The sequence below is a fragment of the Klugiella xanthotipulae genome, assembly GCF_006716695.1.
GTDB classification, from domain to species: Bacteria; Actinomycetota; Actinomycetes; order Actinomycetales; family Microbacteriaceae; genus Klugiella; species Klugiella xanthotipulae.
On the sequence record NZ_VFPN01000003.1, the window covers coordinates 553,739 to 576,094 of the forward strand.

19 protein-coding genes are annotated in these 22,356 nt (G+C 62.0%); 11 read left to right on the plus strand and 8 right to left on the minus strand.

Translation table 11 applies throughout. The features are described 5' to 3' along the window. Positions 1–192: 192 nt before the first annotated feature. Together FB466_RS12020 and FB466_RS12025 are read left to right on the plus strand one after the other, a co-directional pair. Complete coding sequence (locus FB466_RS12020; RefSeq protein WP_141918616.1) at positions 193–963, plus strand: HAD family hydrolase; 771 nt, start codon at positions 193–195, stop codon at positions 961–963. After that, positions 960–3,449 (plus strand): glycoside hydrolase family 65 protein, encoded by a 2,490-nt coding sequence (locus tag FB466_RS12025; RefSeq protein WP_141918617.1) that lies wholly within the window; start codon positions 960–962, stop codon positions 3,447–3,449. Before FB466_RS12020 ends, FB466_RS12025 begins: the two co-directional genes overlap by 4 nt. A gap of 111 nt (positions 3,450–3,560) precedes the next feature. Here FB466_RS12025 and FB466_RS12030 read toward each other — a convergent pair whose 3' ends face one another. Continuing rightward, positions 3,561–3,752, minus strand: coding sequence for a hypothetical protein (locus FB466_RS12030; RefSeq protein ID WP_141918618.1), 192 nt, complete (start codon positions 3,750–3,752; stop codon positions 3,561–3,563). 227 nt (positions 3,753–3,979) lie between these two features. Here FB466_RS12030 and FB466_RS12035 point away from each other — a divergent pair, with 227 nt between their 5' ends. From FB466_RS12035 to FB466_RS12050, 4 genes are all read left to right on the plus strand, one after another. After that, positions 3,980–5,074 (plus strand): fatty acid desaturase family protein, encoded by a 1,095-nt coding sequence (locus tag FB466_RS12035; RefSeq protein WP_141918619.1) that lies wholly within the window; start codon positions 3,980–3,982, stop codon positions 5,072–5,074. Then, the gene (locus tag FB466_RS12040) at positions 5,071–5,850 is read left to right on the plus strand and encodes a hypothetical protein (RefSeq protein ID WP_141918620.1); all 780 of its coding nucleotides are present in this window, start codon (positions 5,071–5,073) and stop codon (positions 5,848–5,850) included. Before FB466_RS12035 ends, FB466_RS12040 begins: the two co-directional genes overlap by 4 nt. A 520-nt stretch (positions 5,851–6,370) precedes the next feature. Next, complete coding sequence (locus FB466_RS12045; protein WP_141918621.1) at positions 6,371–6,574, plus strand: cold-shock protein; 204 nt, start codon at positions 6,371–6,373, stop codon at positions 6,572–6,574. A 291-nt stretch (positions 6,575–6,865) separates the two neighbouring features. Further along, on the plus strand, positions 6,866–8,377 hold the full coding sequence (locus FB466_RS12050; protein ID WP_141918622.1) for a multicopper oxidase family protein: 1,512 nt from the start codon (positions 6,866–6,868) through the stop codon (positions 8,375–8,377). 61 nt (positions 8,378–8,438) lie between these two features. On the opposite strand, the gene FB466_RS12055 is transcribed toward FB466_RS12050, so the two are convergent. Continuing rightward, on the minus strand, positions 8,439–8,822 hold the full coding sequence (locus FB466_RS12055) for a DUF5684 domain-containing protein (RefSeq protein WP_141918623.1): 384 nt from the start codon (positions 8,820–8,822) through the stop codon (positions 8,439–8,441). Positions 8,823–8,924: 102 nt separating this feature from the next. After that, complete coding sequence (locus FB466_RS13525) at positions 8,925–9,380, minus strand: SRPBCC domain-containing protein (protein WP_170206116.1); 456 nt, start codon at positions 9,378–9,380, stop codon at positions 8,925–8,927. Positions 9,381–9,423: 43 nt separating this feature from the next. Here FB466_RS13525 and FB466_RS12070 point away from each other — a divergent pair, with 43 nt between their 5' ends. Genes FB466_RS12070 through FB466_RS12085 form a run of 4 tightly spaced genes read left to right on the plus strand, consistent with a single transcriptional unit; the run spans position 9,424 to position 12,457 of the window. After that, the gene (locus tag FB466_RS12070) at positions 9,424–10,278 is read left to right on the plus strand and encodes a helix-turn-helix domain-containing protein (RefSeq protein WP_141918625.1); all 855 of its coding nucleotides are present in this window, start codon (positions 9,424–9,426) and stop codon (positions 10,276–10,278) included. A gap of 45 nt (positions 10,279–10,323) precedes the next feature. Next, on the plus strand, positions 10,324–11,199 hold the full coding sequence (locus tag FB466_RS12075) for a carbohydrate kinase family protein (RefSeq protein WP_170206117.1): 876 nt from the start codon (positions 10,324–10,326) through the stop codon (positions 11,197–11,199). A 10-nt stretch (positions 11,200–11,209) separates the two neighbouring features. Further along, a complete protein-coding gene (locus tag FB466_RS12080; protein ID WP_342777460.1) occupies positions 11,210–11,815 on the plus strand; it encodes a methylated-DNA--[protein]-cysteine S-methyltransferase in 606 nt (201 codons plus the stop codon). A gap of 48 nt (positions 11,816–11,863) precedes the next feature. Beyond that, complete coding sequence (locus FB466_RS12085; protein ID WP_141918627.1) at positions 11,864–12,457, plus strand: DNA-3-methyladenine glycosylase I; 594 nt, start codon at positions 11,864–11,866, stop codon at positions 12,455–12,457. A 45-nt stretch (positions 12,458–12,502) separates the two neighbouring features. Here the strand turns inward: FB466_RS12085 and FB466_RS12090 are convergent, their stop codons facing one another. From FB466_RS12090 to FB466_RS12100, 3 genes are read right to left on the minus strand one after another with little or no spacing between them, the layout of a single operon-like run. Beyond that, positions 12,503–13,564, minus strand: coding sequence for an Rv2578c family radical SAM protein (locus FB466_RS12090; RefSeq protein ID WP_141918628.1), 1,062 nt, complete (start codon positions 13,562–13,564; stop codon positions 12,503–12,505). 60 nt (positions 13,565–13,624) lie between these two features. Continuing rightward, complete coding sequence (locus tag FB466_RS12095) at positions 13,625–15,145, minus strand: SDR family oxidoreductase (protein WP_141918629.1); 1,521 nt, start codon at positions 15,143–15,145, stop codon at positions 13,625–13,627. A 9-nt stretch (positions 15,146–15,154) separates the two neighbouring features. Continuing rightward, positions 15,155–16,030, minus strand: a complete 876-nt coding sequence (locus FB466_RS12100; RefSeq protein WP_141918630.1) for an alpha/beta fold hydrolase — start codon at positions 16,028–16,030, stop codon at positions 15,155–15,157. Between the two features lie 83 nt (positions 16,031–16,113). Here FB466_RS12100 and FB466_RS12105 point away from each other — a divergent pair, with 83 nt between their 5' ends. Next, a complete protein-coding gene (locus FB466_RS12105) occupies positions 16,114–17,214 on the plus strand; it encodes a VanZ family protein (protein WP_141918631.1) in 1,101 nt (366 codons plus the stop codon). 23 nt (positions 17,215–17,237) lie between these two features. Here FB466_RS12105 and FB466_RS12110 read toward each other — a convergent pair whose 3' ends face one another. Together FB466_RS12110 and FB466_RS12115 are read right to left on the minus strand one after the other, a co-directional pair. Next, positions 17,238–19,781 carry a DEAD/DEAH box helicase gene (locus FB466_RS12110; RefSeq protein ID WP_141918632.1) on the minus strand — a complete coding sequence of 848 codons (2,544 nt, stop codon included), beginning with the start codon at positions 19,779–19,781 and terminating at the stop codon, positions 17,238–17,240. A gap of 56 nt (positions 19,782–19,837) precedes the next feature. After that, positions 19,838–22,222, minus strand: a complete 2,385-nt coding sequence (locus FB466_RS12115) for an ATP-binding cassette domain-containing protein (RefSeq protein ID WP_141918633.1) — start codon at positions 22,220–22,222, stop codon at positions 19,838–19,840. Positions 22,223–22,356: the final 134 nt, after the last annotated feature.

Genomic DNA, 22,356 nt, shown 5'->3' on the forward strand with positions numbered 1-22,356 from the left:
TCGTTGGTGTGTGGAATGGGTCACAACACATCTGTTGTCACGATACAGGGGCGTGGCCACCACAGGTCACCGATGCCCCCGTTTCGGTTTCGTCGTCCACGACGGCCCCCTGGGATAAGGTTCGCACGAAATTCTCGGAGGGAAAGGGCCCGTTAGCTCCTACTCTCAGCTTTCTAGCCTTATCGTTAATGAATGTCCGATCTCACCGCATATGATGCCGTCCTGTTTGATCTCGACGGCGTCCTCACACCCACCGCCGACGTACATATGTCGGCTTGGCGAGCTCTTTTCCAGGCCTATTTTGCCGACCAGGATGTGACCCCGGGCTACATCGACGAGGACTACTTTGTCTACCTCGATGGCAAACCGCGCTACGAGGGGGTGAACAGTCTCCTTCTCTCCCGCGGAATCGAGCTCCCCTGGGGGTCACCGGATGACCCCTCTGCAGCCCATACCGTCTGCGGTCTCGGCAACCGCAAGAACGACGTTTTTTCCAGTATCCTGATGCGGGATGGCGTCACCGCTTTTCCAGGTTCGGTACGCCTTCTCAATCTTCTTGCCGAGCGTAAAATACCACTCGCGGTCGTCTCCAGTTCGAAGAATGCCGAGATCGTACTCGCCGCAGCAGGCCTTCGTGACCGCTTTGTCACTGTTGTGGACGGTGCTCTCGCCGATATCGAAAGCATCGCGGGTAAGCCCGCACCAGATATGTTCCTCCGGGCAGCCGAGATTCTACTCGTCGAACCCGCACGCGCTGTGGTCGTTGAGGATGCTGTATCTGGCGTCGCAGCAGGCCACGCCGGCCACTTTGGCCTCGTCGTGGGAGTCAACCGCGGCGTGGGAGCCGAGGCGCTCACCGCGGCTGGTGCCGACCGCGTGGTAAGCGACCTGGATGACCTCGCGGCCGAGATTGACCCCGGAATCCCCACCCAGGACCTCCCGATTGAAGGAGAAGCACCGTGAGCGGACCTCAGAACTCCAGTCTCTCCCCCGACGACTTCCTCGACCGCGGACGCTACCCCGTTGACGAGTGGAAACTCTCCGAGAAGATCTTTGATGACGGCGATTTCGGTCGCACCGAAACAATCTTCGCCGTGGGCAACGGCTACCTCGGGATGCGCGGCAACTACGAGGAGGGCCGTGACAGCCACAGCCACGGCACCTTCATCAACGGTCTCCACGAGACCTGGACAATTCAGCACGCCGAACAGGCTTACGGCTTTGCCCAGGTGGGCCAGACAATCATTAACGCGCCGGATGCCAAGGTCATCCGACTCTACGTGGATGATGAACCGCTCAACCTACGCGACGCCGATATGCTGCACTACGACCGCACACTCGACTTTGCTGATGGAGTCCTCACTCGCAGCCTGATCTGGCAGACGCCATCCGGCAAGAAGGTGCTCGTGCGCTCAAGCCGCATGGTGTCTTTTGCCGAGCGACACCTGGCCCTACTCACGTTTGAGGTGACAATGCTGGAGGGAGAAGCCCCCGTGGCCATCTCCTGCCAGATCCTCAACCGTCAGGACGGCCACGACGAATATGGGCCAAACTCTCGGGGCACAAACGCGGGTGCCGATCCGCGCCAGGCGGACGAATTTGCGACACGAGTGCTTCAGCCCCAGACATTCTGGCAAGAAGGAAAACGCTCCGTACTCAGCTACAAGCTGAGCAACTCAGGGATGACGGTGGCCTGCGCTGCCGACCACTACATCGACACTGGGAATGAGTACGAAGAGAAAAGCATGATTGACGGGGACACGGCTAAACACGTATACCGTGTCCAGGCGAAGGAAGGCCAGAGCATCACGGTGACCAAGGTCGTGAGCTACCATTCCTCCAGCGGGGTACCCGCTAAGGAGCTTGTTGATCGTTGCCGCCGCACCCTCGACCGGGTCGAGGCAGAGGGCATCAGCCATCAGTTCGCCGAGCAGCGTGAATGGCTCAACGACTACTGGACACGCTCGGATGTTGAGGTACCCGGCCACCCCGCCGTGCAACAGGCGGTGCGCTGGAACCTCTTCCATCTGGCCCAGGCCTCAGCCCGGGCGGAGGGCTCCGGCATCCCGGCGAAGGGGCTCACCGGTAGCGGCTATAGCGGTCACTACTTTTGGGATACCGAGATCTATGTCCTGCCCTTTCTCACCTACACCACGCCGCGATTTGCCCGCAACGCGCTGCGCTTCCGATACAACATGTTGCCGGCCGCCCGGCTGCGAGCAATCGACCTCAACGAGCGCGGCGCGCTCTTCCCGTGGCGCACGATTAACGGCGAAGAAGCCTCGGCCTACTACGCGGCAGGCACCGCCCAATACCATATTGACGCCGACATTACCTATGCCGTGGCCAAGTATGTGGCCGCGACGGGAGATGAGGACTTCCTGGCCCGCGAAGCCGTTGATATTGTGGTCGAAACCGCGAGAATGTGGGCAGACCTGGGGTTCTGGCGACGCAGCGGCGATCACAGTTTCCATATCCACGGTGTAACCGGCCCGGACGAATACACCACCGTCGTCAACGACAACCTCTTCACCAATGTGATGGCCAGGTTCAACCTGGAATATGCCGTCAGCACGGTGGGTCGCCTGGCGGCAGCCCGACCGGATGAGCACGAGCGGATGGTCGCGCGACTCGGCCTCAGCATGGACGAGGTCACCGAGTGGGGCCGGGCGGCTGCGGCTATGTTTATCCCGCTTGATGAGCATCTCGGGATGCACCCTCAGGATGCCCACTTTCTTGAACGCGAAATGTGGGATCTGGAGAACACTCCCGACGAGAAGCGTCCACTCCTGTTGCACTTTCACCCGCTCGTCATCTACCGCTTCCAGGTACTCAAGCAAGCGGATGTGGTGCTGGCACTCTTTCTGCACGGTGAGGAATTTACCCCCGAGCAAAAACTCGCGGACTTCGAGTACTACGACCCGATTACAACGGGCGATTCAACTCTGTCAGCCGTGGTGCAGTCAATCATTGCTGCGGAGGTGGGATACCACGAACTGGCCCTGAGCTACTTCGATAACGCCCTCTTTGTTGACCTCGCCGATCTCCACCAGAACACGGCCGACGGGGTACACGTCGCCTCAACTGGCGGCGTATGGAATGCAATCGTCTCCGGCTTTGGTGGGATGCGAGACAACAGGGGGGTGGTGTCCTTTGACCCCCGCCTCCCCCAGGAATGGGAGGAGCTAACATACCGACTCACTATTCACGACACCCGTGTACGCGTCACCCTGCGGCAAGATTCGCTTGCCTTCACTGTTGAGGAGGGCAGTTCAGTAACCGTCACCGTGCGCGGCGAGACCCACACCATCGTCAGCGGCGAGCCCCGTATGATTCCGCTCGATGGACACGGACCACGCCGTTCGGGTGCGCCCAGCCAACAGGATATTGAGGATAGGCGACGCGCAGACGGAACGCTCATTACGGCGACTTTGCCAATCATCCGGTAGCAAGTCGTTTTAACAAAACCGACCCCGTCAGTTACCCTCCATTCATCTCTCGGACACCACGACCGGTTGAGAATGGAGAGCGACTGACGGGGTCGGTATCCGTGCAGCGAATTAGGTGCTGATCGGCTGGAAATCCCGGCCGGTGTGAGCGTGGTAAGCAGTACGAACCTGCTCGAAGCCGCCGATGGCGCGCTGGTACTGGGAGATGGTGGCCTCCGCGTTGCGGAATGCGTTTTTTACCAGAATCAGGTACTCGTGGGCTTCATTGCACTTGCGATGAAATTCTGTTTCTAATGGGCTCATGTCTTCCACATTAGAGACGGCCACAACAACTCACAGCACTCTTAACGGGTTGAGTTCCGCAAAAATTTACATTTTGTTAAAAAACTTGATCTTTAACAAAGCTGTGGCTCTTCTCTGATATATACCGTCCTCCTCCAGGTGCACCACGTAGAATGAGGGCATCTGTTCCACAGAGCATCTGCTCATGCCGCGGCTGGGAAGTCGATCCGATACTCAGCAGGGCACCAATGACTCAACCATCCATTGCGGGAACCATCAGACTCACTCGACCTCGTAGCACGGACGGCGTCAGCGCTACGAGCAGCTATAGCGCTCTCATGAAGACCGTACGCGACGCCGGTCTCCTCAAGCGCACCGTGGGATTTTACGTGGGCGTTCTCATCGTACTCACCGTTGCGCTGGCCGCCGCCATCGCGGGATCTATCCTGCTGGGAGACTCCTGGTTCCAGCTACTCATTGCCGGGGCTATTGGGGTCATTATGACCCAGTTTGCGTTTGTTACCCATGAAATCTCACACCGCCAGGTGTTTGCCTCCGGCCCGGTTAACGACCGCGTAGGCCTCTGGCTTGCCGCAGGCATGGTCGGCATCAGTTACAGCTGGTGGATGACCAAACACACCAAGCACCACGCCAACCCCAACACCATCGGCAAAGACCCCGATATCGAGATTGACACGATCTCCTTCATTGAGGAGGACGCCGCCACCCGTACCGGGTTCATGGCCGCCCTCACCCGCCGCCAGGGCTACCTTTTCTTCCCTCTTCTTCTTCTGGAGGGCCTCAACTTGCACATTGTCTCGCTACGCGAACTCATCACCAATCCGAAGATTACGGGACGCATCGGCGAGATCACGATCATCGCAGTCCGACTGGTTGCCTATGCTGCCGTCATTTTCTGGTTCCTTCCGCTCGGCATGGGCTTCGCCTTCATCGGTGTCCAGCTTGCCGTTTTTGGCCTGTATATGGGTGCCTCATTTGCCCCCAACCACAAAGGAATGCCCCTCATCGCCGAGGGGGTTAAAATCGACTTTCTCAGCCGACAGGTTCTCACTTCGCGAAACGTCAGTGGTTTCGGCATGAGCACCTTTATGGGTGGGCTCAACTACCAGATCGAACACCACCTATTCCCGAGCATGCCACGACCGCACCTGGCTGCTGCCCGTGAAATCGTCATCGAGCACTGTGCAACCCGTAACATTCCTTATACCGAGACGACGCTGCTCCGTTCGTACGGCGCTGTCATCCAATACCTTAACCGGGTGGGGCTATCCGCACGCGACCCCTTCGACTGCCCGATGGTCAACCGTTACCGCCGCCAGTGATCGCACCACCCACCTCACGCGCACTTGATCGAGTGGGACGCGAGCACTACGGTCACCGCATCTCGTTCGCGACCCCCGCTGGCGAAACCGCAAGTGTCGCTGCGAGCGGCATCCTTCGGCAAATCTGGCGGGAGAACTTCGGTAATAGCATCCCCGGACGGTGTGTGGCCATTGATGATGACACCACGGGCGCACTCACAGTTTTTGGACCGTTACCGCTCTCCTTCTCAATTAGTGACCATGGCCCCGCCGCTGCCACCCCACCACACGCCCAGTCGGCCTCTTCACGGCCCGATTGGGTTCCCTCCCGCATTGAAAGCCTGACACTGCGGTGGTGGGGCGGCCCTCGTGACCAGACCGAAAAAACGATTGCACCCGAGCAGATGCGCCGCCGATTCTTCAGCTCCTACGATGCCCGTCCGGAGAAAGCCGAGTACGTCTGGAATCAAACGTTTACACCCGATAAGAACCGGCGCTTCACCGCAGACTTTTGGTATGCGGGGTGGGTCACCGCAGAGGAGACGCTACCGACCACCGGGGCACCGGGCGAAGCGGTTCCCCTGGCCCCGGGCGGACGCTACCGGATGCAGTTCCGCAACGGTCCCCTTGTGGACCTGATCGACCACTACCAGGTTTCTCTCACGGGGAAGCCGCTGACAACCGTAATCCTTCCCCCCGAGGCGACGGGACGCCTGGTGCCGACCACGTATGCATATACCGGGTTTGGAGCGCTCTCTGCCGCCGGTGTTCGCTGCACCTATCGACACATTCAATAAAAATGGAGCAAATTATGAATTTATCCATTCCATTCTGCCCCCGGCGTGCTACGCTAAGGGACAGTTAGATCGTTTGCCTCGCGGCCCCGACTGAATGTGCATGGTCATGGATAACACGCCGCTAGCAGGCTCCACCAAAAACGGGACTCCCCCCTCAGCACAGGGGATGTTTCCAGAAAATAATCTCTATTGTCACCCGTATCACGCCGCCCGCTTTTTAAGCACGGCTGACGTGAACCGATCACTCTGAGTCATGATGGGTATAAGCATTCACTCCCCAGTGGTAATTGTTTCTGCCTATCAACCCCAGAGCCCCACTATCTCGCTGAGCATTCACTCTTCCGTCCGCCACCTGGCGGGGCACGGGGAGCCGAAGGTCAGTGATGTCGCGTTACCACCGTCTTTCGGTTGGTGTTGGTCAACAGCCTCACGTAGGTCTCGATCCTCCTAAGAACATCGGAATATCGCGGCGAACGACCCCGAAGACCGGGGCCGATCACATAAAGAAAAGAGAAAACACATGCCTACTGGCACCGTGAAATGGTTCGACTCTGAAAAGGGCTTCGGCTTTATCGCCCCCGACGACGGAACCCCCGACGTCTTCGCTCACTACTCGGCAATCGCTTCCAGCGGTTACCGTTCGCTCGAAGAGAACCAGAAGGTTGAGTTCGAGACTGCCCGTGGCCCCAAGGGACCCCAGGCTGAGAACATTCGCCCCCTGTAAGGTTTTCTAACCTCACAGTAGCGAAGCCTAGAAGGCCCCCGGCATCCCGTGCCGGGGGCCTTCCTCGTCTGCTCGAACGACACCGCACCTCGCCTGAGAACCACTGCGTCACTTTGTGCGCACTCTACAACGGATTTCGAACGCCTTTCCCAGCGCGATAGGCTCGCAGAGACAACGGCTGTCGCCACCACCGGGCATCACCACAACGCCGCACAATCGCGCGACACCGTGGCAGACGAGGTGCACGGTTGTGGTGAAGCACCACCGCCCTGCACCACGGGAGTTTCACGGATGTCCCTCCACCTTTCACGCCGCACACTCTTGATTGCCGCCGCCTCCACCGCGGTGCTGAGCAGCACCGGATGCACCGCTTTTTCCACGCGGGATCCCCTCACGACGGCCGGTAAGCTCTCGTGGAGGAACCCTCTACAGATCCCACCGCTCGCAGAGGCCACGGTATCCGGCAACACGCGCGCGTTCACACTCACCGCCCAGACCGGTTCGAGTACCTTTCTCCCCGGTAAAACGACCCCCACCTGGGGGTACAACGGCAACTTTCTCGGACCAACCCTCCGCGCCAGCGCGGGTGAGAAAGTCGCCATTACCTTCACCAACTCCCTCCCGGAACCCACCGCCCTGCACTGGCACGGCATGCAGCTCCCCGCCGCCATGGACGGTGGCCCACACCAGCTTATTGATACGGGTGCAACCTGGTCGCCCACCTGGACAATCACACAGGATGCCGCCACACTCTGGTACCACCCACATCCGCACGGCCAGACCGAAGCGCATGTCACACGCGGACTCGCTGGATTCTTCCTCATCGACGATGACAACCCGGCGGGTGAGCAATTACCACACGAGTACGGCGTGGATGACATCCCCCTGGTTGTACAGGATCGCACGATTGAGAAGGACGGCACCTTCACCATCGATAAGAACCGCGCCGTAACCGGATTAGTCGGCAACACTATCCTGGTAAACGGCACCGTCACACCGTATCTCCCCGTGACGACGAGCACGGTGCGGCTGCGTATCCTCAACGGGTCGAGCGCCCGGATCTACAACTTTGGCTTTGCCGATGACCGCGAGTTTCAGCAGGTAGCAACCGATAATGGGCTACTCGCGAAACCGCTCACCGGCACGCGCATTCCGCTCTCTCCGGGCGAACGCGCCGAGATCGTGGTGGCCGTGGCAGCCGGTGAAAAGGCGGTACTACGCTCCTACCCGCAGGACCTACGTATGACAATCGCGCAGGGAAACGGGGCAGGCGGGGCCGACACCCTCGATATCTTGGAGTTGCGTGGAGCCGCCACCGTGGTACCCAGCTTGGCGGTGCCTGCCGCACTCGCCGCCTACACACGACTTGATCGGGAGGCGGCCGATGAGACCCGAGGTTTCGAACTGAACGGGCGCCAAATCAACGGTAAGACCATGGATATGAGTCGCATCGACACCGTGGTAGCCGCCGGTGCATGCGAGGTGTGGACGGTGAAAAACTCACACGCCCAAGCGCACAACTTCCACGTGCACAACGCCCGCTTTCAGGTGATTGAGATGGACGGAAAACAGCCCGAAGGCTACCTGGACGGGTGGAAAGACACGGTCTTCCTTCCGGCCCGATCAACCGCGGTCATCATCATGAAGATGAGCAGCTACACCGACCCGAACCTGCCCTATATGTACCACTGCCACATGCTCTGGCATGAAGACCTGGGAATGATGGGACAGTTCACGATTGTGAAACCCGACGAGGTGGACACCGCGCCGCGCACCATCGAGATGTCCGAACACGAACACTAGCCAGGACACCGCGTTGCGTCACGACAGCGGGCAGACAGAAGTCGTTCCGACCTCGTGCTCGCTAATAACGTGAGGCCTGGGGGCCACGATAACGGGCCGAACCGAAGCCGAGGATGAGGTACCCGATGATGGGGAACATCCAGAGCAGGAAAAACGAGTAGGCACCGCCTTTACCAAAGTTGCGTCCAATATCAAACGCAACCACAATCAGCAGAATGAGATTGACAACTGGAATCAGCAACAGGAGCAGCCACCACCACTGGCGACCAGCAACCTTGAGCAGAAAGTAGACGTTCACGAGCGGGATGATGGCCGCCCACCCGGGCTCTCCCGCCTTCTCAAACACGCGCCACAGTGCAATCGCCGTGACAATGTAGAAGATGATGGCAACCCAACTGTTTTGCTGCCAGATCGTAGAGATAGATGCTGCGTCGGTAATGTTCATGACCGGATCCCCCCCCGTAATTGAGGCCGTAAAACGCGACCTCGACTTCATCCTAGCCAGGGCACCCCCGGATGTCACCGACGAAATACTCCCGGCCGGGCACTACTCCTCGAAAGACAGCGCCGACCCCGTCTCGACGTACGACTTGATGCTGCTCATGAGGAGGGGCCAGGTGTCCTTGGTTTCCTCGTAGCCGGGATGGGCCTCACTCCACTGATCGTTCAGCACGGTGAGCTTGGTGAGGTGGCTCGTCACCGCGTCCATCGTGAAAACCATCCGGCTGCTGCGCTCCGCGCCCTCGGGGTTGTAGCTGGGCCCGGGGTGCTCGGTCATCACAAGGCGCTCCCCCGGGGTAGCCTCCAGGATGTCTCCCCAAACGTGCACGGTCTCGTCACCATCCGCGCCCGGCCCCACATACTCATACCCGGTACCGGGTTGCAGCGTGGTGCGCAGCACGCACCCCCACCAGACGGCACGGACATCGACGTCGTCAACAAATGCGCGCCAGACCCGCTCGGGAGTGGCCGCGATATAGATCACATAAATAATAGGGTCCATACGCATCACGCTAGTGCCGATTCCCGGCCCTATTCTTGAACGAATGCGACACGAATCTGAGCGGCCCAGTAGCAAGGGCCTGATCAACCCGTCCGAGGGTGCCCCCATGGTCACGATCAACCGTGTACTGCCCGCCGCCGATCTTGCCGAGGTGGTCACCCACTTCTGGATTCCACGGTGGTCACTCCCACGAGGAGCAGAAGTTACGCAGCGTGTACTGCAATTTCCGGCAACCAACCTGGTCGTGGATGCTGATTCCTGCGGTCTGCACGGTGCCGTCAACCACCTCCGCCTCCACGCGCTCAGCGGAACGGGCTGGGCCATCGGCGCACTGCTGCGGCCGGGGGCGGCACGCGCACTTCTCGGCAGTTCCGCCCACAGCATCCTCAATACCCAGTTTCCACTCACTGACCCGGCCAGCCTCGCCCTGGCAGAGACGATTCGTGCGCGGAGCGAAAACAACGATGCCTGCGTTGCCGTGATCGAGAGTTGGCTACGCGGACGGGCGGCCCTGTGGTCGGCTGAGGCGGCACGCGAGCGGACACAGGTGAACCAGATCATTGACCGTGTACGAGATGACCCCACGCTGTTGCGGGTCGAGGCACTGGCCGCAGCCGCCCACGTCTCGCCACGCACACTCCAGAGGCTGCTGCGGGAGCACATCGGAGTGACACCCAAGTGGGTGATCCAGGGGTTTCGGTTGCGGGAGGCGGCACACCGGCTACGGGACGTGCGTCCACCCGCCCTTTCCGAACTGGCTGCCTCACTCGGATACGCCGACCAGGCGCACTTTACCCGGGATTTTCGAGCGGTACTGGGTGAGAACCCACACAACTACCGTGACCAAAACGCCGCCGGTCTCGCCGCAACCGCGGAGAGGAGAATGAGATTCAGCTGAGAAACTCGCCCGATAATGATCCGCCGATTAGGCTGGGGGCTACCCATGAGCTCTTCTACCCCCCCTCCGCGCATCGCAATCGTTGGCGACGTCTGCATTGACGAGAATGTGATCGACGGACAGCACACCCTCACTTGGGGGTCCTCCGCCGCCTACATTTCACACTACCTGCACCGTCACGATGGCATCGACTCCGCAATTGTGGCCCCCTACGCTCGTGACTTCCTCCACTGCGCCGACGGCCTCACGCTGGTGGATCCGCCGCGCGATGGCGCTTCGCTGCGCTACGAGAACATCGTTGCAGCTGACCGTCGTGTGCAGTACTGCCACGGTGCGACCGAAAACGTGCCGGGAGCGCTCAGCTCCGCGGCCCGTGCCGCAATCGCAGCGGCCAATATTCTTTTTGTCACGCCACTCACTCCGCTCATGCCCCACGAGTACGTCGCCTCCGTCATCCAGGCGACCTCCCCCGGCTGTCTCACTGTCCTGTTACCCCAGGGGTATATGCGGCGCTGTGATGCCGACGGCCTCGTACACCAGAGTGCCCTGGGTCGCGCCGAGCGACTGCTCTCGCTCTTCGACCTCGTGGTGCTCTCGGACGAGGACTACCCAGATGCCGTGCGCCGGGCACAATCCTGGCAGCGGCACGCCCCTCGCACCAACCTGGTGGTCACACAGAACAAACGTGGAGCCACCCTCGTGGGCCCCGACGGACTCACCCACGTCCCCACACGGCCGCTCACCGAGGGCGAACGCGTCTCTCCCGTTGGGGCTGGTGACACCTTCAGCGCGGCACTCGCCCTGGCGCTTTTCACGGGTGAACCCGTGACCGAAGCCATCGCGACCGCTCACCGCGCCGTCATCATTTCACCGGAGTGTGCCGTAACCGGCACGCACAGCGCGGTGACGCCGACACCGTAAGGAGAACATCGTGACCCCGACCAGAATGCGCACCTCACGCCAGGGCTCGACCGCACGTCTACAGAGTGACCGGCTTGTTCCCGCGCACAAGAAAGAAAAGCAGATGACCACTCGACACGCGCTATACGCCTCACCCATCGGAAACCTCACCCTCGTTGTGGACGGCGATGCGCTCGTGGGGATCTACTTCCCCGACCACTGGACCAACCCGGACACCTCAACGTTTGGTGAACTCGTGCCATTAGCCTCGGACGGAGGCTTCGCCGAACCGGTGCGGCAACTGGCCGAGTATTTTGCCGGGTTGCGCACCACGTTTGACCTCACGACGGCACCCATCGGCAGCGAGTTTCAACGCAGCGTCTGGGCTATTCTCGCCGGTATCCCGTTTGGGGAGACCGTGACCTACGGTCAGATCGCACGCGAGCTGGGCTCCCCCACCATGGCGCGCCTGGTTGGTGGTGCCGTCGGAAGCAACCCGCTGAGCATCGTGGTACCGTGCCACCGCGTGGTGGGCAGTAACGGCAGCCTCACGGGCTACGCGGGTGGGTTAGAACGCAAGCGCTTCCTGCTCAACCTGGAGGAGCCCGAAGAAGCGTCATCAGAGCGCCTCTTCTAGATTGCCCCCTCCACAACCGCCACACGAACACCCAACGAAAGACCACCAATGACGGACACAATTGTGGGCGATGACGGACTCGCCCGACCTGCCTGGGCCGCATCCGACCCGATGCTCCGGGACTACTACGACACCGAGTGGGGGATGCCGGTGCGAGACGAGCAGGGAATGCTTGAGCGCATCTGCCTGGAGGGCTTCCAGGCGGGACTCTCGTGGGCCACTATCCTGCGCAAACGGCCCGTCTTTCGGGAGGTATTCTCCGACTTTCACCCCGAGACGGTTGCCGCGTTCACGGAGGAACAGGTCGAGGAGTTGATGCGCAACCCCGGCATTATCCGCAACCGGCTCAAGATTCGCGCCACGATCGCGAACGCGAACGCTACGCTCCGGCTACGAGAGGCGGAGGGCCTCGTAGATCTGGTGTGGTCATTCCAGCCCAAGACCACCCCTGCACCCACCAGCTGGAGCGAAATTCCCACGCGGTCAGAGGAGTCCGTAGCACTCTCCAAGGCACTACGTTCTCGGGGCTTCTCGTTTGTGGGGCCAACCACGATGTATGCGCTGATGGAGGCAATTGGGATGATCGACACCCACCTGGTATCGAGCCACCGCCGCGGAAGTTCTGGGGTATGGCCTGCCTAAACGCGGCTGGTACGCCTCCGGGCACCAATGAAATCTTCCCGCGATCTAGAACAGCATGGGCTGCGGGGTCGGAGCGAAGCTGGGGATCGCGGCAGCCAGCTCGCGCGGCCGTAGGGCGCGAGAACGGACCCCACCCGTTGCCGGGTCTTCCTCACCGCGCTCCAGGCCGTGCTTACGGATGAGCGGCGCGATACGGGCAGCGAGCCAGTTTCGGTACTCCTTCGGCGCGTAGGCAGCGGTACCCGGATAGAGTCGGGTATAGCGCTCCACCAGTTCGGGATGCTCCCGCTCCAGCCAGAGCAGAAACCACTCCTTCACACCGGGCCGCAGGTGCAAGCCGGCATACATCACGCTGGTGGCTCCGGCCGCACGAATACGGCCCAACGCCTCATCAAGGTGTGCGACACTATCCGTCAGATAGGGCAGGATCGGTATCATAAAGACAGCGCAGTCGAGTCCGGCCGCGCGCGCGGCGGACACGGTAGCAAGCCGCGCGGACGTCGTGGGGGTACCCGGCTCAATCGACTGCTGAAGCCCATCGTCGAAGATCGCGATCGACATAGCGATATCTACCGGAACCTGTTCAGCGGCGTCGGCGAGCAGGGGCAGGTCCCGGCGCAGAAGGGTGCCCTTCGTGAGGACCGAGAGGGGTGTGCCCGAACCGGCAAGCGCATCCAGGATTCCCGGCATGAGGGCGTAGCGCCCCTCGGCTCTCTGATACGGGTCGGTGTTTGTGCCGAGGGCAACGGGATGGCGACCCCACGTGGGTTTGTGAACCTCTCGCTGGAGCACCTCTGCCACATTGACTTTGACGATCACCTGTGAATCGAAGTCGTGGCCGGAGTCCAGGGCGAGGTAGGTGTGGGTGGGCCGGGCGAAGCAGTATACGCAGGCGTGCGAGCAGCCCCGAAAGGGGTTGATTGTCCACCCAAAGGGCATTCGCGACTGGCCGGGGACGCGGTTGAGCGCGCTCTTGGCCAGGATCTCGTGGAAAACCATACCCGCAAACTCTGGGGTACGCACCGAACGGACCAGGTTATTGAGGCGTGCCAGGCCGGGAAGCGCGTCTGTCTCTTCAGCGGTGACGTTCTGTTCTACCCATCTCATGCAGTTATTCGAACATATATTCGATATATGTGCAAGTGCGCAGATGTTCTCCGGCCGGTGTTACCGAGAAGCGGACTCAGGCATTGTCTCGGCGCGTGCCGTGGCCGTGATGCGGTTGGCCATGCCGCTAAAGATCACACCGTGGAAGGGCAGGATGCTGTACCAGTAGAGACGTCCCCACAGCCCCCGTGGGAAAAAGACGGCCCGCTGGTGATAGTGGGAGCCAGTCGGGGTCGGCTGCACGGTCATCTCTAACCAGGCTCGACCGGGGACACGCATCTCGGCGCGGAGGCGGAGGGTGCGCCCCCGGTCGAGGTATTCGACACGCCAAAAGTCCAGGGCGTCCCCCGTCTGGAGCCGATCAGGGTCACGGCGACCGCGGCGCAGCCCCACCCCGCCGACCAGCTTGTCAGCCCAGCCACGCAGCGCCCAGGCAAGGGGGAAGGAGTACCAGCCACGGTCACCGCCGATACCTTCGATCGTGCGCCAAAGATCCGCGGGGGTTGCGCTGGTATCGCGCTGCTTGACATCGGTGTAGACCGTGTACCCGGCCCAGTCTGGGTCGCTCGGTAGCGGATCACTGGGGGCACCCAAGACTTCACTGTTGCGCCAACTAGTGTCCACCTGGCCGGTACGCATTTTACCGAGAGCGAGTCGCACGGCACGGCGATAGGGGGTGAGCCCCTCCTCGGGTGGCGGGATGACGGCATCAATGGCGTGATTGGCCATCACACAGTCGTTTTGGAGCGATTCTACGAGGGGCATGGCGAGCCGCCGCGGAATGGGGGTGACCAGGTTTACCCAGTGGGCGGCGAGTCGCGGGGTGAGCACCGGTAGCGCGAGGATATGTCGGCGCGGGAGCCCGGCTTCGGCAGCGTAGCCGTTCATCATTTCACCGTAGGTGAGCACATCCAGACCGCCAATGTCGAGAGTGCGGTTGAGATTCCCCGGTAGCGCCGCAGCGGCCACCAGGTAGTAAAGCACGTCACGGATCGCGATGGGCTGGATGTGGTTGTTCACCCAGCGCGGGGCGGGCATCCAGGGCAGCACGTCGGTGAGGTGGCGGATCATCTCGAAGGATGCGGAGCCCGAGCCGATGACCACACCAGCCTGGAGCACCACCGCGGGAACGGGGGCGTCACGGAGGGTATCGCCCACAGCGGCGCGGGAACGAAGGTGTCTGGAGAGGCGAGCATCCTCCGGGTGGAGTCCACCGAGGTAAACGACACGCCGCACACCTCGGTCGTGGGCAGCGGCCGCAAGGGTGCGAGCAGCACGGGTCTCGGTGACCTCAAAGCTGTCGGCACGACCGACAGCCCCCATCGAGTGCACGAGGTAATAGACGACGTGTGCATCGGTGCATGCTGCGCGGACAGAGTCCCGATCGAGGAGGTCGCCTGTTGCGACCTCAACACGTTCGGCCCAGGGAACATCGGTGAGTTTAACCGGATCGCGCACGAAGACGCGGACCCGGTACCCGGCGGCCAGCAGGAGGGGTACCAAGCGACCGCCGATATACCCGGTGGCCCCCGTAACCAGAATCAGTCGATTGTGCGCCTCGTGCTCTACCGCTCCGCCCATGGGGGCAGTCTAGGCGCTGTGGGTATCAGTTGACGAGGGGCTTGTCCGCGGGGTGGCGGCGCGATAGGGCAGCGCGGGCTCGGCAACGATTGCCCGTGCCAGAAAGGGGCGGATACTGTCAAGGACAGGCTCAGCGGGGAACAGGGTTGAGGAGTGCGTTCGCCCCGGCAGCGTGATGCACTCCGCGCCCATCACACGGGCGGCACGGCGTGACTGTTCCAGGCGCGGGTGATCCTCGGAGCCTGCCAGCCACAGGGTGGGCGTGTGGATGCGGGTGAGCACGGCATCTGGAACGCCCACCTCGTCCTCACTGCGTGCGAAGTACGCGGCGAGGGCGAGCGGGTCGTTGCGGAGAAAAACGGCCCGGGTCGAGGCGTCGAGTGGCACACCGCGACGCGCCTCCCACCCCTCAATGAACGCGGGCATCCCCCCGCCCAGCAGGGCCTCTCGATACCCGGGGAAAAAGACTGTACCCACCTGACCTCGCAGGGGGGCGCTCGTGCCGCCCAGCAGGGTGAGGCTGCCCACCGACTCGGGCTGTTGGGCCGCGAGTTCCAGACCCAAGCGCGCGCCGACCGAGTAGCCCACAATGTTGAGAGTGCCACCACCGATGGCCTCCCGTAGGGCCTGAATATCACCGAGAAACCGGTCAGTACCGTACCCCTCGGGAGTGTGCGGTTTATCGCTCCGGCCGTGCCCCCGCAGGTCGAGGGCGACGACCCGATATACCTCACGCAGGGCCCGCACATAGCCAAGGCCGCGCCAGCTCGCCGCGCTCAGGCACGATCCGTGAAGGAGAAGCACCGTGGGGGCCGTCGTCGGCCCGTCAACCTCGTAGGAGAGATTGATTCCGTCAGTTGGATTCTGCGCTAGTGCCCTGATCATGCCGCCCTCTCATCGAACGGAGTGCCCGTCTGCCCCGAGTACCGGGTGGAAGCACCCCAACCGAGGCGGGTAGTGTAGGGGCGGTGACAGACCCCATCATACCGGGCGTGCTCGCCATCCTCTTCGGATCAATGCTCGCCGTCGTTCTCCTCGTCCCGTTCATCGCGATCAGCTATCGACGCCGCGGCGTCCTCGGATTCTGGTGGCTTACCGGATGGTTTGCGCTCGTTATCTACGTGCTGGCTCTCTGGACCTACACGCTGCTCCCCCTGCCCAGCACGAACGGCTATCACTGCTCCAGCATCCAAACCGTACCGTTTGCCTCTCTCGACGATATTGCGACGTACCCACACGGCAGTCTGGGCGATCTGATACGCAACCCCGCTATCCTGCAATTGGGCTTCAATGTTGCACTGTTTATACCCCTCGGATTTATGCTGCGCAGTATGTTCCACCGCGGGGTCGTTGTGGCCACGGTCGGCGGTTTTCTTGCCTCACTGTTTATCGAGATCACCCAGGCCACGGGCGTATGGGGGATTTTCCCCTGTGCCTACCGCCTATTCGATGTGGACGACCTCATCACCAACACGATGGGTGCGCTGCTGGGCTCGCTTGTGGCCATGCTGGTTGTGCGCCGCCGGGGCGGTGTGCGCCTGCGAGTGGAGGATCCGCGCCCGGTGACCGCCGGACGCCGCCTGCTCGGCATGGTCTGCGATCTGCTCGTGGTCACCCTGGTGGGATTCGCGGTCAACATCGTATGGCGGGCCTGGGAACTCTACGTGGTGGATATTCCCATCGGCCAACTCGACCCCCGCGTTGACACTCTCCTGCTGGGGGCGGTACCCGCGGCGTTACAGCTCGTGGTTATTCTCGCCACCGGAGCGACAATCGGCGAACACGCCGTGATGCTGCGGGGGCGCACCGGACCACTTCCTGCGATTATCGCCCGGCCGCTGCGCTGGGGGTTCGGGATCGGGGGCTACCTGATTCTCACCTCGTTTGAGTTTCCGGGCAGCACCCTCCTCGTGGGGGTGTTTGTTGTGGTCACAATCGTGTCCGTCTGGGCAATGCCCTCGCGGAGGGGGTTAGCCGCGTTCGTGTCAGGCATGACGGTCGAGGACGCGCGGGCCACACATCCCGCAGCCGCCGACACCGCCCCGGACTCGACACGCAGCCGGACGTAACACGCACACCCAACTCGTGCTGGTTAGAACATCCCCACGCCGGTCACCCGCACAACCGCCTCACCGGCCTCGACCGACTCGGCCAGGTCCACCTCGGCCCGGATACCCCAGTCGTGGTCACCTGCGGGGTCGTCAAAGATCTGACGCACCCGCCAGACACGCTCAGACTCGGCCGCACTCTCATCAATCACGAGCATCTGCGGCCCGCGCGCATCGGGGCCGCTGCCCAGCGTGTCGTACTCCTCGTAGTACTCGTCAAGCGCGTCCGCCCAGGCGTCGGCGTCAAAACCGCTGGCGGCGTCTAACTCGCCCAGTTCCGCGAAGCGGTCATAAGCGGCGTGCTGCACCCGGCGGAACATTTCGTTACGCACAAGCACCAGAAACGCGCGGCGGTTGCTGAGGATATTGCGCGGCGGCGGGGGCAGAGCCACCGAGTCGGCCGCGTGTTTCTCCGGGTCGGGATGCGCAAGCTCCTCCCACTCGTCCAGCAGACTCGAATCCACCTGCCGCACAAGTTCACCGAGCCACTCAATGATGTCCCGCAGCTCGTCGTTTTTCTTCTCGTCCGGGACGGTCTGGCTGATCGCGCGGTAGGCATCCGACAGGTAGCGCAAGACCAACCCCTCGGAGCGGGCAATCTTGTAGAACGACACGTACTCGGTGAAGGTCATAGCCCGCTCGTACATATCACGCACGACCGCCTTGGGACGCAGCTCAAAGTCGCGCGCCCAGGGGCGTTCGGCCGCGTACAGTTCAAAGGCTGCCGCCAGCAATTCCGAGAGGGGCTGGGGGTGCGTGACCGCGTCGAGCAGCTCCATCCGCTCGTCGTATTCGATGCCCTCCGCCTTCATAGCGTTGACCGCCTCACCGCGCGCGATGAACTGCTGCGCGCCAATGATAGGACGCGGGTCCTCGAGCGTGGACTCAATCACCGAGATCACATCGAGCGGATAGGTAGCCTCCTCCTCGTCGAGAAGTTCGAGCGCCGCAATGGCAAACGGGGAGAGCGGCTGGTTGAGGGCAAAATTGGCCTGGAGATCAACCGTGAGACGAAACTGCATCGCGCCGTCAGCGTCCCGATACTGCTCCACAATTCCGGCGGCGCGCAGGGTGCGGTAAATCGCGATCGCACGGCGGGCCAGCTCAAACTGCCGGGTGGGCGACTCGTGGTTATCAAAGACGAGAGCGCGCACCCGCTCAAACGCCTCGCGACCGTGACCAATCACGTTGAGGATCATCGAGTGAGTGATCGTCATAGTGCTCATGAGCGTTTCGGGTTGCGCGTGAATAATCCGTTCAAAGCTCGCTTCCCCCCACGAGACAAAACCCTGCGGGGCCTTCTTACGGATGATCTTCCGCTTCTTTTTCGGGTCATCCCCGGCCTTCTGGATCATTTTGAGGTTGTCAATCTCGTGCTCGGGAGCCTGGAGCACCACATCGCCGGCAGTGTCGTACCCTGCCCGACCCGCGCGGCCAGCGATCTGGTGGAACTCACGGGCGTTCAGCTGGCGCATTTTCACACCGTCGTACTTCGTAAGACCGCTCAGCAGCACCGTGCGGATGGGCACGTTGATCCCAACGCCAAGCGTGTCCGTACCGCAGATCACACGCATCAAACCGCGCTGGGCCAGCTGCTCCACCAGGCGGCGGTACCGGGGCAGCATCCCCGCGTGGTGTACGCCAATCCCGGAACGCACGAGGCGAGAGAGCGTCTTCCCGAAGCCGGTCGTGAACTTAAACTCGCCAATTGCCTCGGCGATCTCGTCGCGCTGCTCACGGCTGATGAGTTTGAGGCTCGTGAGTGACTGGGCCCGCTCGGCCGCGGCCGCTTGGGCGAAGTGCACCACGTAGATGGGCGCACGATCCGCATGCATGAGCTCCTCAATGGTCTCCTGCACGGGGGTGGTGGCGTAGTCGTAGGCGAGCGGAACCGGACGGGTTGAGCCCGTGACCTCGGCCGTGGGCCGCTTGGTGCGTCGGGTAAGATCGGCGGATAATTCGGTCACATCGCCGAGTGTGGCCGACATCAGGATGAACTGCGTGTGCGGCATCATGAGCAGCGGTACCTGCCAGGCCCAGCCGCGATCCGGATCGGCGTAGTAGTGAAACTCATCCATCACCACCTGACCCACGTTGGCCTCGTCACCGTAGCGGAGTGCCTCATTGGCGAGAATCTCGGCGGTGCAGCAGATAATGGGAGCCTCCGAGTTCACGGACGAATCGCCCGTAACCATGCCCACGTTATCCGCCCCAAACGCGGCGACGAGCGCAAAAAATTTCTCGCTCACGAGCGCCTTGATGGGGGCTGTGTAGTAGCTGCGTTCCCCCGTGACGAGTGCGGCGAAATGCGCACCCATCGCAACAAGCGATTTACCCGTGCCCGTGGGCGTGGAGAGGATGACGTTAGAACCCGACACGATCTCCATCAGCGCCTCCTCCTGCGCCGGGTAGAGAGAGATACCGGTGGACTGCGCCCATTCTGTAAACGCCTCAAAGGTGGCATCGGGATCGGCACCGTCGGCTCGGAGGCTCGTGATGAGGGACTGGAGTGGGGTGCTGTTGCTCACCCGTCTATCCTTGCACCTCGGGGCTTCGCCGCCGCCCGCTCACCTGGCCCACCCCGTTACGCCCCCACGTAGGTGGCGAGGTGCTCACCCGTGAGGGTGGAACGTGCGGCCACCAGGTCGGCGGGAGTACCCTCGAAGACCACCCGACCACCCTCATGCCCAGCTCCCGGACCAATGTCAATAATCCAATCCGCATGCGCCATGACCGCCTGGTGGTGCTCCACGACAATAACTGATTTACCGGAATCTACAAGACGATCCAGCAGACCGAGCAAATTCTCCACATCGGCCAGGTGCAAACCGGTAGTGGGCTCGTCAAGCACGTAGATTGCGCTCTTCTCCGCCATCTGGTTCGCAAGCTTGAGCCGCTGACGTTCACCGCCAGACAGCGTGGTGAGCGGCTGACCGAGGCTGATATAGCCCAACCCCACGTCAACGAGGCGGGCCAGGATGGCGTGTGCCGTTGGCATCCGGGCCTCCCCCTCGCCGAAAAACGCCTCCGCCTCGGCCACCGACATGGCAAGCACCTCACTGATATCGCGCCCGCCAAAGTGGTACTCCAGCACGGAGGCCTGGAACCGCTTCCCCTCACACACCTCACAGGGGGAGGCCACGCTGGCCATCACCCCCAGATCGGTGTAGATCACACCCGCACCGTTGCAATTGGGGCAGGCCCCCTCAGAGTTAGCGCTGAACAGAGCCGGCTTGACACCGTTTGCCTTGGCAAACGCCTTACGAATCGGTTCGAGCAGCCCGGTGTACGTTGCGGGGTTGCTCCGCCGAGAACCGCGAATCGCGCCCTGATCAATCGACACAACCCCCTCACCGGCGGGAATAGACCCGTGCACGAGGGAGCTTTTGCCGGAGCCCGCAACACCGGTCACCACAACAAGCACCCCGAGCGGGATGTCCACATCCACCTCGCGCAGATTATTGGCCGTCGCTCCCCGAATCTCCAGGGCCCCGGTAGCGGCACGCACGCTTTCTTTGAGCGTGGCCCGATCATCGAGGTGGCGGCCCGTGAGGGTATCGCTGGATCGGAGCCCCGCCACCGTACCCTCAAAGCAGATGGCACCGCCCGCCGTCCCCGCCCGGGGGCCGAGGTCAACAACATGGTCGGCAATCGCGATCATCTCCGGCTTGTGCTCCACCACCAACACCGTATTACCCTTGTCACGCAGCTGTAGCAGCAGCGTATTCATTCGCTCGATATCGTGCGGGTGAAGGCCGATCGTCGGCTCATCAAAGACGTAGGTAACATCGGTCAGCGAGGAGCCCAGGTGACGGATCATCTTGGTGCGCTGGGCCTCACCACCGGAGAGAGTGCCCGCCGGACGGTCCAGCGATAGGTAGCCCAGGCCGATCTCCACAAACGAGTCAAGGGTGTCTCGGAGCGCAGCCAGCAGCGGGGCCACGGACGGCTCATCCAGACCGCGGACCCAGGCAGCCAGATCACTGATCTGCATGGCACAGGCCTCCGCGATGTTAATACCGCCAATGCGTGAGGACCGAGCACCCTCGTTGAGCCGGGTACCGCCACACTCGGGGCAGGTGGTGAACGTGACGGCCCGGTCCACAAAAGCGCGGATGTGGGGCTGCATCGCCTCGCGGTCTTTGGCCAGGAAAGACTTCTGAACCTTGGGTACCAGCCCCTCATAGGTCATGTTGATGTCCCCCACCTTCACCTTGATCGGCTCGCGGTAGAGGAAGTCGTGAAGCTCCTTCTCGCTGTAGTCGCGGATCGGCTTATCCGCGTCAAGAAAACCAGAGCCGGTAAAGATGCGCACCCCCCACCCGTCGGCGGTATAGCCCGGGATGGTGAGCGCCCCCTCCGCCAGGGATTTAGAGTCGTCGTACAGCTGGGTCAGGTCGATGTCGTTCACGGTGCCCATCCCCTCACATCGCGGACACATACCGCCCGTGATCGTGAAGCTGCGGCGCTCCTTGACCGTCTTTCCACCGCGCTCCAGCGTGACCGCGCCGGCCCCGCTGACCGACGCGACGTTGAAGGAGAATGCCTGCGGTGATCCGATGTGCGGCTCACCCAACCGGCTGAACACGATCCGTAGCATCGCGTTGACATCGGTAGCGGTGCCCACCGTGGAGCGGGAGTTGGCCCCCATCCGCTCCTGGTCCACGATGATGGCCGTGGTCAGACCCTCCATCAGGTCAACATCCGGGCGGGCCAGGTTGGGCATAAAACCCTGCACAAAGGAGCTATAGGTCTCGTTAATCATCCGCTGCGACTCCGCGGCAATCGTGCCAAAAACAAGCGAACTCTTGCCCGAGCCGGAGACACCCGTGAAAACCGTCAACCGGCGCTTAGGAATCTCGATGCTGACATTCTTCAGATTGTTCTCGCGGGCACCCTGCACGCGGATGAGATCGTGCGTATCCGCGGAGTGCGGGGTGGGAGAGGCCTGGTCCGACTGTGTGGGCATAGTTTTCCTGTCTCTCACGGATGGGCAGACCATTATTCTACGTGTGGGATGGCACCCCCGTGGCGAAAAAGACTCCCCCACACGACCACCCCTGTAGCGGTTCTCGGTGGGGCTGCCACATTCAGCGAGTGCGG